We start from the raw sequence: 15489 nt of genomic DNA, 5'->3' as shown, positions 1-15489 counted from the left end.
AGCGGTGGGAGGGTGAGAGGTTTCACCGTCAGCCGGCGAACCTCGATTCCTTCAATTACGAGCGAAATCCCGCGACTACCGCCGAATAACCGACTAGCCGCGCTCCATTCGGAGAGAGTGTAACCTCTCACCCTCCCACGCCTTGCGGCGCGGGCCCCTCCCTCTCTCGAAGAGAGAGGGATCAGTAACGTCTACCGCCGCGCCACCACGAACAGCCGCGTGAACGGCAGCAGCGTGATCCCGTCCGCGCGCCTGGGATAATCCTCGGCCAATCGCGTCCGCCAGGCCGCCAGGAACGCCGCCGTCTCCTCGCCCGGCTCAAGGCGCTCCAGATAGGGCCGCAGGCTGGTGCCGGAGGTCCAGTCGACGATCGGGTCCTCGCCCTCCAGGGCGTGGACATAGGTCGTCACCCAGACGTCGAGGTCAGAAGCCAGCGGCGAGAGCCAGTCGTGATAGGCGCGCGGATCGTGGCCCTGGCGCACGCCGTCCAGCGCCGCCAGCTTGCCGGCCCATGGCCCCTGGCCGGCGACCTCGCGCAGGCTGCTCCGCCAGCCGGCGTCCTCGACCTGGGGGATCTGGCAGGCCAGCACCCCGCCGGGCGCCAGGCTGTCCAGCAGGCGCGGAAACAGCGTCTCGTGCCCGACCAGCCATTGCAGGGCGGCGTTGGTGAAGATCAAGTCGGGCGCGAGGGCCGGACGCCAGACGTCGATGTCGCCCAGCACCCAGTCGACGTCCGCGCCCTGCCCCCGGGCGCGCTCCAGCATCTGCGGGCTGGAATCCAGGCCGTGGACCACCGCCCCGGGATGCCGCGCGGCCAGCAGGGCGGCGTGCTCGCCCGGACCGCAGCCCAGGTCCCAGATCTCGCGCGGATCCAGGTCGCGGGGGATCTTCAGCATCAGGTCCAGGGCCGGCCGGTCGCGATAGGCGCGATAGCGGGAATAGACGTCGGGATCCCAGGCAGGCATGGCGCGACTCTCTGCGACAATTCGCGCAGGACCATGCAGGGGCGCGTCGGTTTTGTCGCATATGAAACCATCGGCCGGCTTCCTATCTTAGAAGGGTAAGAGCGACGCACGCAGCGCCGCCCACCCCTTCAGAGGAACCATCGCCGTGACCCGCACCGCCGCTTCCGCCGCCCCGACCGCCCAGCGCCCCCGCGCCGTGGCCCTCGCCGCGCGCGTGAACGGCCCCCGCGTGGCGGCCCTGGCCCTCAACCTTGGTCTCTGGACCCTGATCCTCCTGGCCTGGCGCGCCCTCTAGCCGGTTACCAGGAGCGCGGCCCCGGATCGCGCATCGTCCCCCCTTTGCGCGAACCGGGGCTGCCCCCTCTCCGCCTCGTCGAAGAGCCCCACGACACCACGCCTCTTGCCAACGCCTCTCGCCCACCCAACCTTAGTGGTGCGTCAGGTTGTGACGCGCAGCCGAAAAGGAGGTGATCCAGTGTCTCATTTGTCGATCGCGAACGCGCTGGAACGCTCCGTGAAGACCATGGGTCAAATCTGACCTCCAGCGCCCTTTGCGGACAAATGCCGTCCTTCGGCCCCGCGCCCAAGCGCGGGCCGTGAACGGATCGGAAGCCTCGGACACGGTCCGGGGCTTCTTTCGTTTCGGAACGACGTTTTGCGAATAGAAAATCTCGGCGCCCATGCGCCCGGCCCGCGCGTCTCGACAGCGCGGCCGACAGACTCGCCAGGCGCAATCACGCCCGGCAGAGCCCCCCAGAAATGGAATTCGCCCCGCCCTCTGCAGGACGGGACGGTCAGTGCTTGCCGGCGCGCTCGCAACCCCTTGCGAACCCGCCTTCCGGAAGCGTCGACCACGGCACGCACACACAACGCCGAGAAACGCGACCACAATCTGTAGTGACTAAAAGACCGCTATAGACACCGGTATCCTCGTCGCGCCTGAGCCGCCTTCCGATGGCTCCGGGCGCGCCGCCGAAGCGACCGGTGGGATGACTGTCCCTCCTTGCTAACTACCCCAGACGGCAGGCGGTTCGGAGGGGACGGTTGGAGCTTGGGAAGGGCCGCTTGGGCATCTCCTGTCGCTTCCTCTCGATCCCGATCTTGCCGTCGGCCGGGCGCGCGGACGCGCCGAATGTCGCCACACTGGGCAGGACGAGCGCCAAAATCAAGCACTAATCCCGATTGTTGCGAAAGCATTCCATGATATGGGAATAAAGTGCTTTAATTGTCACATGAATGGGACTATGGGCCTCACGGACGTAATTTTGTCTCCGGACCGTTGACTCCGCGCTTCGGTTTGGAAATGGATGGATACGTTCCGTACGCAGAGACCAAAGGTCCGCGACGGACGACAGACCGCCTTAGACAGTGCCGCGTGCCCGCAACACGCGCACGATCGCAGAAGATCGAGATACGGACCGGCGCAGCGTTTCGCCGCCGGCCGTCTAGGCGTCAGCTCCTTACCCCAGGCCCGCCGTCAGGACTTGCCCGCCAGAGCGCACAGCGCCGCCGGGCCTGTCCTGTCCTCGACCTTCGCGCATCGCAACGGCCCGGGCCCGGGACTTCCGATTCGACTGCCGGTCTTCGTCGGACGCTCCAACCGCCCAGGCTTCCATCTCATGACTTTAAAGCCAGCCGCCTCGAGAGACGCCGCTGGTCCGGGCGGTTCGCCGCCCACGCTTGGAGGAATACTATGAAGGTCAACACCAAGGTCCGACGCGATAACGGACTGCTGCGCACCACGGGCATGGCTGCCATCCTGCTGATGATCGGCGGCGGCTCGGCCCTCGCCCAGACGGCTCCTGCTCCGGCCCCGGCTCCCGCCCAGGACACCGGCGCAGCGACGGAAACCGCCGTCGAGGAAGTCATCGTCGTCGGCACCCGCGCCAGCCTGCAATCGGCCATGGGCCGCAAGAAGCGCGCGAACACCGTCTCCGACTCGATCGTCGCCGAAGACATCGGCCAGTTCCCCGACAAGAACGTCGGCGAAGCCCTGGGCCGCATCACCGGCGTGCAGTTGGCGCGTGACTTCGGCGAAGGCAACGCGGTGTCGATCCGCGGCGTCGAGCCCGACCTGAACCGCGTCGAGATCAACGGCGTGGGCGCCCTGTCGACCGCCGGCAACCTCAGCGTCTACGGCGGCGGCGGCCGCTCGAACGACTTCCGCGAACTGCCCTCGGAACTGGTCAAGTCGATCGACGTCTTCAAGGGCTTCACCTCCGACATGACCGAAGGCGGCGTCGGCGGCACGGTCTCGGTGACCACCAACAAGCCGCTGGACTTCAAGAAGCCGACCTTCTCGATGACCGCCTCGGGCCAGAAGCTCGACACCCAGGGCGGCTGGAAGCCGCGCGGCAACCTGTTCGGCGCCACCCAGCTGTTCGAAGGCCGCCTGGGCCTGATGGGCAACCTGACCTACGACCGCGTCATCACCCGCGGCGACTACTACGACGGCAACTCGTGGGCCCGCCTGGCCGACTTCGACAACACCGCCGAGAAGACCGTCGAGTACTACAACCCGGCCTACAACCAGACGGTCAACGACTACCTGCGCGGCTTCAACACCGAAGCCAGCTGCGCCAGCGTCGTCACCCCGGACTCGTCGGTGCTGTCGACCGCCCAGGCCCGCACCGCCTGCGAAAGCCAGTGGTACGACTACAGCCCGCGCGTGCCGCGCTACCGCGTCTGGGACCGCGACTCCAAGCGCTCCTCGGCCGAACTGACCGCCCAGTACCGCTTCACCGACGACCTGACGGCGTACGTCACCTATCAGCGCAACAAGCGCGAAGACGTGATGAACGACATCAACTACGGCACCGGCCTGACGTCGCTCGACGCCCTGAACTACGGTCCCGGCTGCGCCCGCGTGACGCCGGCCACGGCCCAGAACGTCCCCGGCGTGAAGGTCGACGCCAACCACAACGTCACCGAATTCGTCATCGGCGACTGCCTGGGCACCGCCAACCGCGGCGGCAACAACGCCTTCAGCATCTCGTCGCGCGACTTCACCTACGAGACGGACTCCGAGTACGTCACCTACGGCTTCAACTACCAGAACGAGCGCTGGAAGATCGACTTCGTCGGTTCGAACGCCTCGACCGAGACCATCAGCGAGACCAACAACGCCTCGGTGTCGTTCAACACGCCCGGCCTGAAGGTCACCCTGGCCGACGGCACCTCGGCGCCGATCTTCACCTTCGCCCCGGGCTTCAGCCCGTCGGACGCGGCGGCGGTCAACCAGTACCAGATCCAGTACCGTCCCTCGCAGTCGGCCAACTCGGAAGACCAGTACAAGATCGACTTCGAGTACCGGACCGAACTGCCGATCATCAAGTCGATCAAGTTCGGCGGCCGCTACTCCAACGCGGCGATCTCGGGCTACGGCTACGGCGGTCGCGTGATCGACGGCGGCGCCAACCCGACCAGCGCCCTGGACGACATCGTCATCTACGCCAACTCGGTCAACTCGACCGCCACGGTGGTCAACGGCCAGGCCGCCGACCAGACCAACCCGGTGCTCGGCAACGCCTACCAGACCAGCTACTGGAACTCGACCGAGAACTGGTCGCGCGCCTTCTCCAACCAGGTCTTCGCCGCGGCGATGACCGACCTGCCGTCGAACTTCTACTATGCCGGCAACGGCCTGCCCTCGACCTGGAAGTACCCGACCTTCGCCGGCATCTCCCAGTACCTGGACACCAGCCACTTCAACCTGAACAACCTGTATCAGGGCGTCGGCAACGACGGTAAGACCTACGACCAGATCCCCTACAGCATCGACGAGAAGACCAACGCCCAGTACCTGCGACTGGACTACGGCTTCGACCTCGGCGGCCGTGAGGTGCTGGGCAACTTCGGCCTGCGCCGCGTCTACACCGAGACGTCGTCGACCGGTCAGGTGACCCGCAACGAAACCCGCCTGGTCAATGGCGTGGCCTCGACCAACACGGTGTCCAACACCCAGGCGACGTTCAAGCGCGACTACACGATCTGGCTGCCCAGCTTCAACATCCAGACCTGGCTGATCGACAACCGCCTGAGCGCGCGCGCCGGTTACGCCCAGCTGATGGCCCGCCCGCTGGGCAACTTCATCATCCCGAACGTCACCTGCACCATCAACTACACCAACGACGGCACGGCCGAAGACGGTCCCGACAGCTGCTCGGCCGGCAACCCGGCCCTGAAGCCCTATCGCGCCGACCAGTACGACCTGTCGTTCGAGTGGTACCCCGACACCGACACCCAGCTGTCGGCCGGCTTCTTCTACAAGGACATCAAGTCGTTCTACCTGTCGCAGCGCACCAACCTGGGCCAGCAGGACATCTTCGGCGACGGCACGCTGTACTACTACAACACCTACATCAACGGCGACGGCGCCAAGATCTCGGGCCTGGAACTGACGGCCAAGACCGCCTTCACCTGGCTGCCGGGCCTGCTGTCGGGCTTCGGCGTCGACCTGAACTACACCTACCAGAAGGCCAAGGACGTCGGCGTGTTCAGCTCGCTTGACGGCTCGTCCCTGCCCTATCCGGGCCTGTCGGAGCACAGCTACAACGCCACGCTCTGGTACGATAAGGGCCCGATCAACGCCCGCCTGGCCTACAACTACCGTTCGGAATACCTGGTCACCGCCGCGGACCAGTCGGGCAACCCGATCTTCCGCGACCCGACCGGCTACCTGGACGGCAAGATCACCTGGCGCACGCCGGTGAAGGGCCTGTCGTTCTTCGCCGAGGGCAAGAACCTCACGAAGGAAGACGAAACCAGCTGGGCCGGCGACATCCGCCTGATCAACACCGGCTACGCCGGCCGCCGCTTCTTCATGGGCGCCACCTTCAAGTACTAAGGCGTCGCGAGAGCGAAACGAGAAAGCCGTCCCGGGCGACCGGGGCGGCTTTTTCTTTGTTCCCTCCCCACCTCCCGTCATTCCCGCCCTTGTGGCGGGAACCTCTCTGTCAGCCGCAAGGGCGAGTGAGGCGGATCGCCGGCGATCCGCTTGAGCTTCACGTGCGAACGGAACCAGGGGTTCCCGCCACAAGGGCGGGAATGACGGGAAGAAGGGAAGGCTCAGCGCTTCCCCTTCTTGCTCAGGTTCAGCGCCACGCCCGCCAGGAACAGCGCCTTCAGCGCCGCCTCGTCGATCGCCGCGCCCTGCGGGATGTCGATCGCCCGGCGGGTGTTTCCCTCCAGGCTGGAATTGAACAGGCCCTTGGGATCGGGCAGCGACGCCCCCTTGGCGAAGGTCAGCTTGACGTAGGCCTTGTAGGTCTCGCCGGTGCAGACGATGCCGGCGTGCGACCACACCGGCGTGCCGCGCCACTTCCACTCCTCCAGCACGTCGGGGTCCGCCGCGTGGATCAAGGCCCGCACCCTGGCCAGGGTCTCGCCGCGCCAGTCGCCCAGCGAGGCGATGCGCTCGTCGATCAGCTTGCTGGCGTCCGTCCCGCTCTGGGGCTCGCCGGTGGCTCCCGCCTTCATCTGCTTACTCCCTCACAGTTTCTCGCCGGGCAGGGCCGCGGCCTGCCGCACCCAGTCGGCGAACTGGGCCTCGTCCCAGCCCCCATCACTCAGGCTGTCTTCGTAGATATCGAGATAGCGTACGTTCGCCTGCTTGGACGGCCCCGGCGGCGGCGGCTCCAGGGCCGCGCCCTTGAAGAACGCTGCCTTCACGTACCTCGTCATGCAGTGCAGGCTGAGGAACCAGCCCTCGCCCTCCGGCGCCCCGTAGAACGGCGAGTTCCACTTCACCGCCTTGCGCACGCCGGGAACCTCGCGGGCGACCACGGCGTCGATCCGCTCGCCCACCTGGCGCTTCCAGCCCGGCATGGCGGCGATATAGGCCTGCACCGGCCCGTCGCCGTCGCCCTTGGGGATCTGCGGATTGCCGCCCGAGAGCAGCTTCACCGGCGCCGTATCGCCCGTCATGGCTCAGCCCTTCCTCCGCCAGCGCAGCACATAGGGCAGCGCGAACAGATAAAGCCCCGAGACCAGCAGCAGGATCAACGGGATCAGCGCCAGCAGGCCCACCCACGCCGCCGGCTGGCCGCGCGTGCTCATCACGACGATGTAGGTCAGCACGCCCAGGGTGAAGGCGATGGAGAGCCAGCGGTGGCTCTGGCGGATGAAGCCGCTCATGGTTTTCCTCCCTTTGTTGTGGTTGGGGCGGAAACCTCGCCCTTCGACAGGCTAAGGGTGAGGTTTCTTGATCGCCCGAGCCTGGCCTTGGTCCTCATCCTGAGCTTGTCGAAGGACGAGGACCACGCACCGTCAGCCTTCCTTCGCCAGCAGCCCGTCCAGCTTGTCGAAGAAGGTCTTCCAGCCGGCGTGGGCGCCGCCATAGGCCTGCTTCTGGTCGGGGCGGAAACCGGCCTGCTCCATGCGCAGGTGCGTGCCGCTTTCCGTCGGCGTCAGCGTCAGGGTGACGATGCTCTTGAGGCCATAGGCCGGGTCCTCGTGCTCGAAGTCCCAGCGGTAGGCGAGCACCCGGCCCGGCTCGAGGGTCAGGACCTCGCAGTCCAGCGTGCCGCCCCACTCGCCCTTCAGCTGGAAGCGGCGCCCAACCTCGGGGACGAAATCGTTCTTCATCAGCCACTCCTCGATCAGGTGCGGCTGGGTCAGGGCCCGCCACAGCTTTTCCGGGGGATGCGAGAATTCCCGCTCGACGACGGCGGTGCGCGTATCGGTCATTGGTCCATCCTGCTCAGCAGATCCTCGAGGGCGTCGAACCGCCCTTCCCAGAACCGCGCCATCTCTCTCGTCCAGTCCGCCAGCGGCCCCAGGGCGGCCGTGCGGGGGCTGTAGTGGGTCTGCCGGCCCTCGTGCCGGTCGGCCACCAGCCCGGCCGCCTTCAGCGCCGCCAGGTGCTTGGACACCGCCGGCTGCGACACCCCCGCCGTCGCCGTCAGCGCCCCCACCGTCTGCTCGCCCTCGCGGCACAGCCGCTCGAACAGGGCCCGACGGGTCGGGTCGGCCAGGGCGCGAAACAGGAGGTCGGTCTGGGTTTCCATGGGCGAAATCGATAACTCACGGGTTATGCGATTTCTATAACTGACGAGTTATGAGTGAGTCAATGGGCTCTGCCCCCTCCGGCCCTCCGGGCCACCTCCCCCAGAGGGGGAGGATTTATTGGTGTCGGCGCTCCTCAAAGATGCTCCCCCTCTGGGGGAGCTGTCGCGGAGCGACTGAGGGGGTACGCGCGGACGCGCGACTGCGGCGCTTCAAACGAGGTCAAGGATCCAGGGCGCCCCGCCCGCGCAACGCCCTCCCGGCCGTAAGCCGCTGAAAAGCCTCACCCTTACCCCGCCATACCCCCGCCTGCTCCCCTCGCCCCATACTCGCCGGGTCTCGAAGCGATGGGGAGGGCGCGCGGCCAGCGACCTTCGCGGTTTCGGGATGCAGTCGAGCGGGATCGAGTCCGGCCAGGAAAGCCGGACGCTCGGGACCTGGCGCTGGCCAGGCCCGCCCGCCGTCGGCTTCGTCGGGGACAGACGGGAGAGACGCTCCTACCCAGGACATCCCCGCCCCGCGGCGCGCCTTTCGGGAAACCGGCGGGCGCGTTCCGGCAAGGCGTCAACAGCGCCGCCGGCCGGAGGCTGATGGAAAACGGCGGCGCGGAGCGTCCGGGCTTCGTCGAAACGGTACTTGCTCAAACAGCTTCCGGGCGCAGCCCGGCGCTCCGCCCCCTCCCCGATCCGAGCGCCCTTCGGCGCCCGGGCGATATCCCGTGCCCGTATGGAGGCCCCATGGCCGGACCCAAGACCAGGAAGCCGCCCCCTCGTCGGGGCCGCTCGCGCCGCGCCCGCGAGAAGGAGGCCCTGCGCGCGGCGGTCGTCGCCAAGGTCGACCAGCTCGTCGCGAGGATGCTCGCCCGGAGGGCTGATCCGGCCTACGCCCCGACCAGTTCCCGCCCGATCAGGTAGCGGCGGATCTCGTTGGTCCCCGCGCCGATGTCGTAGAGCTTGGCGTCGCGCAGCAGGCGCTCGACCGGCCATTCCTTGGTGTAGCCGGCGCCGCCCAGGGCCTGGATGGCCTCCAGCGACACCTTCACGGCGTTCTCGCTGGCCATCAGGATCGCGCCGGCGGCGTCGAAGCGGGTGGTCTTGCCGGCGTCGCAGGCGCGGGCCACGGCGTAGACGTAGGCGCGGGCCGAGTTGAGGGCCACGTACATGTCGGCGACCTTGCCCTGCATCAGCTGGAACGAGCCGATCGCCTGGCCGAACTGCTTGCGGTCGCGCACATAGGGCAGCACGTAGTCGAGGCAGGCCTGCATGATGCCCAGGGGACCGGCCGACAGCACGGCGCGCTCGTAATCAAGACCGCTCATCAGCACGCCCACGCCGCCGCCCACCGGCCCCATGACGTTCTCCTCGGGAATCTCGCAGTCCTCGAACACGAGCTCGGCGGTGTCGCTGCCGCGCATGCCCATCTTGTCCAGCTTCTTGGAGACGCTGAAGCCCTTCATGCCCTTCTCGACCAGGAAGGCGGTGATGCCGCGGCTGCCCTCGCCCGTCTTGGCGTAGACCACCAGCACGTCGGCGTGCGGGGCGTTGGTGATCCAGAACTTGGTGCCGTTCAGCACGTAGCGGTCGCCGACCTGCTCAGCGCGCAGCTTCATCGAGACGACGTCCGAGCCGGCGCCGGCCTCGCTCATCGCCAGGGAGCCGACGTGCTCGCCGCTGATCAGCTTGGGCAGGTAGCGGGCCTTCTGCTCGGGCGTGGCCCAGCGGCGGATCTGGTTGACGCAGAGATTGGAGTGGGCGCCGTAGGACAGGCCAACCGAGGCCGAGGCGCGGGAGATCTCCTCCATGGCCACCACGTGCTCGAGATAGCCCAGGCCCAGCCCCCCGAACTCCTCTTCGACCGTGATGCCGTGCAGGCCAAGGTCGCCCATCGGGACCCACAGCTCGCGCGGGAAGGCGTTGGTCTCGTCGATCCTGGCCGCCAGCGGCGCGATCTTGTCGGCGGCGAAGCGGGCCGTGGTTTCACGAATCGCGTCGGCCGTCTCGCCGAGCGCGAAGTCCATCGAGGGTGCGGTTTGCAGCGTCATGCCCGCAGGCATAGCACAAACGCCCGCCGATCAACGAGACCGGTGGGCGTTCATGCTCTTTTCTTCGGCGATCAGGGGTCCGACCGGCCTTTCAGCCACGACGTTCGACGATCATTCCTCGTCGAGATCGGGGCCGCCCAGCTTGCGCAGCAGCAGATAGGCCGAGACCGCGAAGCAGATGACGCCGATGACGCTGGCGCCCCAGCCGAACATGCGCACGGCCGTCAGGCCCGGATCGGAAGCCACTGAAAGGTTCCACAGCACGCCGCCGCCGAACAAAGCCAGGCCCAGCAGGCCCAGGCTGACCAGCAGGCTGCCGTTGCCGAACACCGGCTGCTCGGGCGGGTTCAGCGGCACGTCGAGGGTCTGGATGTCGACCTCGGCGCCGCTGGTCGAGAAGCCGCCCAGATTGAAGGGCGAGCGGGTCGGCTCGCGGGCGGTCTCGAACAGGGTCGGCTCGACTTGAGCCGGCGCGGCGGGCGCGGCCGGCGGATCGGGCACGAACAGCGGGGCCTGGGCCGGGACCGGCTCTTCCGGCGTCAGGCGGAAGGGCTCGAGCGTCGGCGCGGGCTCGACGGGCGCATGCAGCACGGGCGCGGGCGCGGCGGCCGCCACGGGAGCCGGCGGCTCCGGCATGGCCAGGTCCTGCACGGGCTTGTCGACCGGGCGAGCGACCGGCTCGTCGGCCAGGATGGCTTCCAGGCGGGCGCTGACGGCCGCGGCGGCCTGCTGGCTGGCGCTGGGGGCGTCCTCTTCCGGGACGACCGGGGTCAGGGGCGCGGGGCCTTCCTCACGCTCGGCGACGGCCTTGTCGCCCTCCAGCCGGGCCGAGACGGCGGCGGGGGTCTGCTTCGGGACGGCGCAGCTGGCGTCGTAATCGACCTTGGGCCGCAGCACGGGGCTGGGCGCGGGCACCCACTGGCCGTCGGGCGGGGTCAGGAACAGGGTCTTCTCGGCGGCGCGACGGCGCACCAGGGCGTCGATGACGATCCGCTCGCCTTCGAAGTCGGCCTTGCGCCACATCTCCATGGCGCAGGCGGCCTGCAGCAGCGAGCCCTCGTTGATCCGGCGCAGCACGCCCGAGCGCATGAAGTTCTCGGTGCCGATGTTGAACGCGAAACAGGTCAGGGCGTCGAACTGGTTCTGGTTCAGCGGGGCGTAGGTGTGCTCGTTCACCGCGTGGGCCACGGTGATCAGGTCGTAGAGCAGCAGGGCCTCGGCGTCCTGTTCCGAGACGGTTGCGCCCCCCCGGGCGGTCAGGGTGTGCCCGTAGCCGATCGTCCAGCGGCCGTCGGGCAGCTGGGCGGCTTTCTGCCGATAGCCCTCGAACCTCTTGATGAGATCGACGGCGGCGCGGGAGACCTGATGACGCGGCTTCATCGCGAGAAACGACCCAATTTGAAACAGGGGCGGATGCCCTCGCCTCGTCCCGCGCAAGACTGGCGCCGTTCGGTGTCGCTTCTCCCGTCCCGGGGAAAGAATTCGCCAGGTCTAGTTGAACAGCAGCGCCGCGATCAGCAGCACCGAAAAGAAGCCCGCGAAGTCGGTCAGGAAGGTCACGAAGATCGACGACGACACGGCCGGATCGCGACCCATCTTCTCCAGGGCCAGCGGCGCCAGGATGCCGCCGACGGCGGCGGTGAAGATGTTGACCACCAGGGCCAGGGCCACGGTCAGCGACAGCTTGGGATTGTCGTAGAAGACATAGACCGCCGCCCCCATGACGACCGCCAGGGTCAGACCGTTCATGACGCCGACCAAAAGCTCGCGCATGACGATGCGCGTGGCGTTAGCCGCGGTCAGCTCCTTGCTCGACAGGGCGCGCACGGCCACCGCCAGGGTCTGGGTGCCGGCGTTGCCGCCCAGCGACGAGACGATCGGCATCAGCACCGCCAGGGCCACCAGCTTGGAGATCTCGGCCTGGAACAGCGCGATCCCCGAGACCGAGATGGTCGCCGTCAGAAGGTTCAGCAGCAGCCACGGCAGGCGCGAGCGCACGATCTCGACCACGCTGGCGTCGCGGCCGACGTCGGACACGTTGGCGAGGGCCAGAATGTCTTCCTGCGCCTCCTCGCGGATGACGCCGACGATGTCGTCGACGGTGATCTGGCCCACCAGCCGCCCGCCCGGCTCGACGACCGGGGCGCTGATCAGGTGATACTTGTCGAAGATGTAGGCCACCTCCTCCTGGTCCATGTCGACGGTGATCTCGGTCACCGGCTCCATGATCTCGGCCAGGGGTGTCTCCAGCTTGCTGGTCAGCAGCAGGCTGATCGGCAGGGCGCCGACGGGCGTGTACGACGGGTCGACCACATAGACGTCGAAGAACAGCTCCGGCAGGCTGTCGCCCGACTGGCGCACGTGCTCGATCGTGTGGCCCACGGTCCAGAACTGCGGCGCGGCCAGGAACTCGCGCTGCATCAGGCGGCCGGCGGTCTCGTCTTCATAGGACAGCGTGGTCTCGATGGCCGCCCGGTCGGTCTCACCCATGGCCGCCAGCACTTGGAAGCGCTTGGTGTCGTCCAGGTCGTCGATGACGTCGGCGGCGTCGTCGGTGTCCAGTTCCTCCAGCGCGCGGGCCAGGGTGACCGACGGGGTCGCCTCCAGCACCTCCTCGCGGATGTTGTCCTCGAGCTCGGAGATGATCTCGCCCAGGGCGTGGGGCGCCAGGACGGGGATGACCTCCTCGCGATAAGCGGCAGACAGGAAGCCCATCAGGTCGGCGACGTCGGCGGGATCCAGGGCCCCGACCAGTTCGGACAGGCGCGCGGTGTCGCCGCGATCGGCCGCGTCGACCACCATCTCCACATAGTCGGGCTTGAGGGCGTAGTCGTCGCCGAGCGCCAGGTCCTCGAGATCCTCGACGACCTCCGGCTCGGGAATGGACAGGGCGTGGCGCGCGTCTTCGCTCAGGTCGGCTGTTTCCCGGGTCATGGGGACCTCCTGAACTTTAGGCGAGGCTTAAGCTGCGCGCGCGTGATCCGAATGATTGAAAGCCGAAGCTTGGCGGGCGGTTGCTCCCAAACCTTGGCCGAAAAATGGTTAGAGCGCGGAAGGCGATTCGGAAACCGAAGCCTGCCGCGCTCTACGCAAGTTCACCTGGTGCGGTCGAGAAGACTCGAACTTCCACGGGTTGCCCCACAGCGACCTCAACGCTGCGCGTCTACCAATTCCGCCACGACCGCTCGTGGTGAGGCGCGGCAGGTAGCAAACTGAATCGGCTTTGGGAAGAGGAGAGTTGGATTATCTCAAAGAACCCACAGGGAACTTCAGGCGCCGCCGGCCATGTAATCGTAGACGTCGGCCGGACCGGTCACCTGGATGGCGATGCGATCGTCGTTGATCTGGATCTCGCCGCGGGCGATCGGGTGATTGTTGGCCAGGATCCAGACCTCGTCGTTGGTCTTGGCGTCCAGCGGGATCACCGCGCCGCGGCCCATGCGCAGCAGTTGCTGCATCGGCAGGATCGACCGGCCGAGCAGAACGGAAATCTCGACATTGACGGCGTTGACCTGGCTCACGAAGTAAGGCCCCTGGAACTGAAGTTGCCGAGCGGCGGGATGACCGCGCCCCGGCTCATGCAAGACTAAGGCCGCATGCTTGATCGCCCGTTAAACCTTGAAGACAAAGGCCTTCCCGATTTGTCGCGCCCGGACGGCGCCCCGGCGGGGTGGGCGGTTTCGACCGGCTACGTGCCCTACCCGGCAGCCGTTGCCGCCATGGAGGCCCGCGCCGCCGCCATCGCCGACGGTGCGGCGGGCGAGCTGATCTGGCTTCTGGAGCATCCGCCGCTCTACACCGCCGGCGTCTCGGCCAAGACCGCCGACCTCCTGGAGCCCGAGCGCTTTCCGGTGTTCGAGAGCGCCCGCGGCGGCCAGTTCACCTATCACGGCCCCGGCCAGCGGGTGGCCTATGTGATGCTCGACCTGAGCCGGCGCGGGCGCGACGTGCGCGCCTTCGTGGCGGCGCTGGAGGCCTGGATCATCGACGCCCTCTCGGCCTTCAACGTCACCGGCGAGATGCGCGACGGGCGCGTGGGCGTGTGGGTCGAGCGCAAGGGGCCGGGCTGGTCGCGCGAGGACAAGATCGCCGCCATCGGCGTCAAGCTGCGCCGCTGGGTCAGCTTCCACGGCATCAGCCTGAACGTGGAGCCCGACCTGTCGCACTTTTCCGGCATCGTGCCCTGCGGCCAGGTCGAGCACGGGGTGACCAGCCTGGTCGACCTTGGCCTGCCGGTGACGCTGGACGAGGCCGACGAGGCCCTGAAGGCCAGCTTCCGCAAGATGTTCGGCGCGGTCGAGGACGCCGCCCCGCCGGTGCAGGGCGACTAGATCGCGGGCGCTTTCAAGGGCGGCTGGCCGTAGCGGTTGGCCCCCTGCTCTCCCCCCATCACGCCCAGCTCGACGATCGCCCAGACGATCACCAGGGCGAAGACGAAGTCGAGGAAGTGCTGCGGGGTCGGCCAGACGGCGACCAGGGCCACCAGCACCAGCGCCGCCCACCAGCCCGACCGCCCCCGGTCGTGGAGGCGCTTCGAAAGCACGCAGGCGCCGCTGTAGAACAGGGCCGTATAGACCAGCCAGCCGGTCAGCAGCCGCAGCACGTCGCCGGCGATGGCCTCGTAAAGCACCGCCACGCCGATCAGCACGGCCGAGGCGATCAGGAACGGCGCGCGCGCCAGCCTGCCCGTTGAGGACAGGAACAGCTCCGCCCAATCGATCCGACCGTTCATCTAAGGCTCCGCGACTCTTCTTGGCGGAACCTAGGCGCAGGCGAGCGCGAGCGGAAGTCGCCGCCGGGTCACACCCTCAGGCGAAAACCTTGGCCACGTCGTCCTCTTCGCTGCCGCCGATGCCCTTGGGCGACGGCCCGAAGCGGTTGCGGCCTTGCGTGCCGTCCAGGAAGCCCAGCTCGATGAAGCCCCAGATCCAGCCGACGATCGGCACCAGCAGGAAGAACGCCACCCAGCCGCCGCCCTTGTCGCGGTCGTGGCAGCGCTTGAGCATCAGGCAGATGGTGATCCAAAGGTTCAGCAGGCTGAACACAAGCGAGATCCCGCCGCTGACGAGATTGTCGCTGTTCTCCAGGGCGTTGATGTCCCACCCGTTCAGCGCCAGCGTCTGAAGGCTGTCGACGATAGCGATGCAGATATTGGCGCCGATGCTCAGCAGCCAGTAGTCGAGACGCCGGATGCGACCCGAAAAGCCGAACAGCTTGTGCTTCACGTCCACGGAATCATCCCCCAATTGATTTCGCCGGCGACCTAAACACAGGCGTCACTGGAACTCCACGAGCACCTGGTCGGCGGCGACCGGATCGCCGGGCTTGGCGTTGACGGCCTTGACGACGGCGTCGCGCTCGGCGCGGAGGATGTTCTGCATCTTCATGGCCTCGAGGACGCAGACGACCTCGCCCTCGCGGACCTGGCGGCCGACCTCGACGTCCATGGAGACGACCAGGCCCGGCATCGGCGAGAGG

At 67.6% G+C, this 15489-nt stretch carries 16 protein-coding genes and 1 tRNA gene; 3 read left to right on the top strand and 14 right to left on the bottom strand.

The features are described from left to right. Nucleotides 1-191: 191 nt before the first annotated feature. Entirely contained in the window at nucleotides 192-965 is a 774-nt protein-coding gene (locus SGCZBJ_RS18725) for a methyltransferase domain-containing protein (RefSeq protein ID WP_101719473.1), read from the bottom strand. Nucleotides 966-1110: 145 nt separating this feature from the next. Between SGCZBJ_RS18725 and SGCZBJ_RS25735 the strand changes: the two genes are divergently transcribed. Beyond that, on the top strand, nucleotides 1111-1260 hold the full coding sequence (locus SGCZBJ_RS25735) for a hypothetical protein (protein WP_165799378.1): 150 nt from the start codon (nucleotides 1111-1113) through the stop codon (nucleotides 1258-1260). A 1398-nt stretch (nucleotides 1261-2658) separates the two neighbouring features. Beyond that, nucleotides 2659-5811 (top strand): TonB-dependent receptor, encoded by a 3153-nt coding sequence (locus SGCZBJ_RS18720; RefSeq protein ID WP_165799377.1) that lies wholly within the window; start codon nucleotides 2659-2661, stop codon nucleotides 5809-5811. 221 nt (nucleotides 5812-6032) lie between these two features. Here the strand turns inward: SGCZBJ_RS18720 and SGCZBJ_RS18715 are convergent, their stop codons facing one another. From SGCZBJ_RS18715 to SGCZBJ_RS18670, 10 genes are all read right to left on the bottom strand, one after another. Then, nucleotides 6033-6443, bottom strand: a complete 411-nt coding sequence (locus SGCZBJ_RS18715; RefSeq protein ID WP_101719472.1) for a DUF1801 domain-containing protein — start codon at nucleotides 6441-6443, stop codon at nucleotides 6033-6035. A gap of 12 nt (nucleotides 6444-6455) precedes the next feature. Then, nucleotides 6456-6890, bottom strand: a complete 435-nt coding sequence (locus SGCZBJ_RS18710) for a DUF1801 domain-containing protein (RefSeq protein ID WP_101719471.1) — start codon at nucleotides 6888-6890, stop codon at nucleotides 6456-6458. 3 nt (nucleotides 6891-6893) lie between these two features. Continuing rightward, nucleotides 6894-7100 carry a hypothetical protein gene (locus SGCZBJ_RS18705; protein ID WP_101719470.1) on the bottom strand — a complete coding sequence of 69 codons (207 nt, stop codon included), beginning with the start codon at nucleotides 7098-7100 and terminating at the stop codon, nucleotides 6894-6896. 132 nt (nucleotides 7101-7232) lie between these two features. Then, the gene (locus tag SGCZBJ_RS18700) at nucleotides 7233-7652 is read right to left on the bottom strand and encodes an SRPBCC family protein (protein ID WP_101719469.1); all 420 of its coding nucleotides are present in this window, start codon (nucleotides 7650-7652) and stop codon (nucleotides 7233-7235) included. Further along, nucleotides 7649-7972, bottom strand: a complete 324-nt coding sequence (locus tag SGCZBJ_RS18695; protein WP_101719468.1) for an ArsR/SmtB family transcription factor — start codon at nucleotides 7970-7972, stop codon at nucleotides 7649-7651. Before SGCZBJ_RS18695 ends, SGCZBJ_RS18700 begins: the two co-directional genes overlap by 4 nt. Before the next feature lie 878 nt (nucleotides 7973-8850). Further along, nucleotides 8851-10011, bottom strand: coding sequence for an isovaleryl-CoA dehydrogenase (locus SGCZBJ_RS18690; protein ID WP_101719467.1), 1161 nt, complete (start codon nucleotides 10009-10011; stop codon nucleotides 8851-8853). A gap of 111 nt (nucleotides 10012-10122) precedes the next feature. Further along, complete coding sequence (gene spmX / locus SGCZBJ_RS18685) at nucleotides 10123-11391, bottom strand: lysozyme-family localization factor SpmX (protein ID WP_101719466.1); 1269 nt, start codon at nucleotides 11389-11391, stop codon at nucleotides 10123-10125. Nucleotides 11392-11502: 111 nt separating this feature from the next. Next, the gene (gene mgtE, locus SGCZBJ_RS18680; protein ID WP_101719465.1) at nucleotides 11503-12945 is read right to left on the bottom strand and encodes a magnesium transporter; all 1443 of its coding nucleotides are present in this window, start codon (nucleotides 12943-12945) and stop codon (nucleotides 11503-11505) included. Nucleotides 12946-13111: 166 nt separating this feature from the next. After that, nucleotides 13112-13196 (bottom strand) — tRNA-Leu (locus tag SGCZBJ_RS18675). A gap of 84 nt (nucleotides 13197-13280) precedes the next feature. Then, nucleotides 13281-13595, bottom strand: a complete 315-nt coding sequence (locus SGCZBJ_RS18670; RefSeq protein WP_101719464.1) for a FliM/FliN family flagellar motor switch protein — start codon at nucleotides 13593-13595, stop codon at nucleotides 13281-13283. 12 nt (nucleotides 13596-13607) lie between these two features. On the opposite strand from SGCZBJ_RS18670, the gene lipB reads away from it, so the two are divergent. After that, nucleotides 13608-14342: a lipoyl(octanoyl) transferase LipB gene (lipB, locus tag SGCZBJ_RS18665; protein WP_101719463.1), complete on the top strand. Its 735-nt coding sequence runs from the start codon at nucleotides 13608-13610 to the stop codon at nucleotides 14340-14342. Here the strand turns inward: lipB and SGCZBJ_RS18660 are convergent. The 3 genes from SGCZBJ_RS18660 to SGCZBJ_RS18650 form a co-directional block, all read right to left on the bottom strand. Further along, a complete protein-coding gene (locus SGCZBJ_RS18660) occupies nucleotides 14339-14743 on the bottom strand; it encodes a DUF805 domain-containing protein (protein ID WP_101719462.1) in 405 nt (134 codons plus the stop codon). The genes lipB and SGCZBJ_RS18660 overlap by 4 nt on opposite strands. A gap of 76 nt (nucleotides 14744-14819) precedes the next feature. Beyond that, a complete protein-coding gene (locus SGCZBJ_RS18655; RefSeq protein WP_101719461.1) occupies nucleotides 14820-15242 on the bottom strand; it encodes a DUF805 domain-containing protein in 423 nt (140 codons plus the stop codon). Between the two features lie 45 nt (nucleotides 15243-15287). Beyond that, on the bottom strand, nucleotides 15288-15489 hold a 202-nt coding region (locus tag SGCZBJ_RS18650; RefSeq protein WP_133149293.1), incomplete at its 5' end, for an acyl-CoA carboxylase biotin carboxyl carrier protein subunit.

This window comes from Caulobacter zeae, from assembly GCF_002858925.1.
In the GTDB taxonomy this organism is placed as follows: Bacteria; Pseudomonadota; Alphaproteobacteria; order Caulobacterales; family Caulobacteraceae; genus Caulobacter; species Caulobacter zeae.
The sequence above is the reverse complement of the archived record's forward strand: the minus strand, read 5'-3'. Positions and strand labels throughout refer to the sequence as shown.

What these genes read in the sequence shown, in the direction of transcription:
- lipB (WP_101719463.1), top strand. Translation starts at nt 13,608, where the DNA reads ATGCTTGATCGCCCGTTAAACCTTGAAGACAAAGGCCTTCCCGATTTG.
- SGCZBJ_RS18715 (WP_101719472.1), bottom strand. Translation starts at nt 6,443, where the DNA reads ATGAAGGCGGGAGCCACCGGCGAGCCCCAGAGCGGGACGGACGCCAGC.
- SGCZBJ_RS18720 (WP_165799377.1), top strand. Translation starts at nt 2,659, where the DNA reads ATGAAGGTCAACACCAAGGTCCGACGCGATAACGGACTGCTGCGCACC.
- SGCZBJ_RS18695 (WP_101719468.1), bottom strand. Translation starts at nt 7,972, where the DNA reads ATGGAAACCCAGACCGACCTCCTGTTTCGCGCCCTGGCCGACCCGACC.
- SGCZBJ_RS18725 (WP_101719473.1), bottom strand. Translation starts at nt 965, where the DNA reads ATGCCTGCCTGGGATCCCGACGTCTATTCCCGCTATCGCGCCTATCGC.
- SGCZBJ_RS18690 (WP_101719467.1), bottom strand. Translation starts at nt 10,011, where the DNA reads ATGACGCTGCAAACCGCACCCTCGATGGACTTCGCGCTCGGCGAGACG.
- SGCZBJ_RS18705 (WP_101719470.1), bottom strand. Translation starts at nt 7,100, where the DNA reads ATGAGCGGCTTCATCCGCCAGAGCCACCGCTGGCTCTCCATCGCCTTC.
- SGCZBJ_RS18710 (WP_101719471.1), bottom strand. Translation starts at nt 6,890, where the DNA reads ATGACGGGCGATACGGCGCCGGTGAAGCTGCTCTCGGGCGGCAATCCG.
- mgtE (WP_101719465.1), bottom strand. Translation starts at nt 12,945, where the DNA reads ATGACCCGGGAAACAGCCGACCTGAGCGAAGACGCGCGCCACGCCCTG.
- SGCZBJ_RS18660 (WP_101719462.1), bottom strand. Translation starts at nt 14,743, where the DNA reads ATGAACGGTCGGATCGATTGGGCGGAGCTGTTCCTGTCCTCAACGGGC.
- SGCZBJ_RS18700 (WP_101719469.1), bottom strand. Translation starts at nt 7,652, where the DNA reads ATGACCGATACGCGCACCGCCGTCGTCGAGCGGGAATTCTCGCATCCC.
- spmX (WP_101719466.1), bottom strand. Translation starts at nt 11,391, where the DNA reads ATGAAGCCGCGTCATCAGGTCTCCCGCGCCGCCGTCGATCTCATCAAG.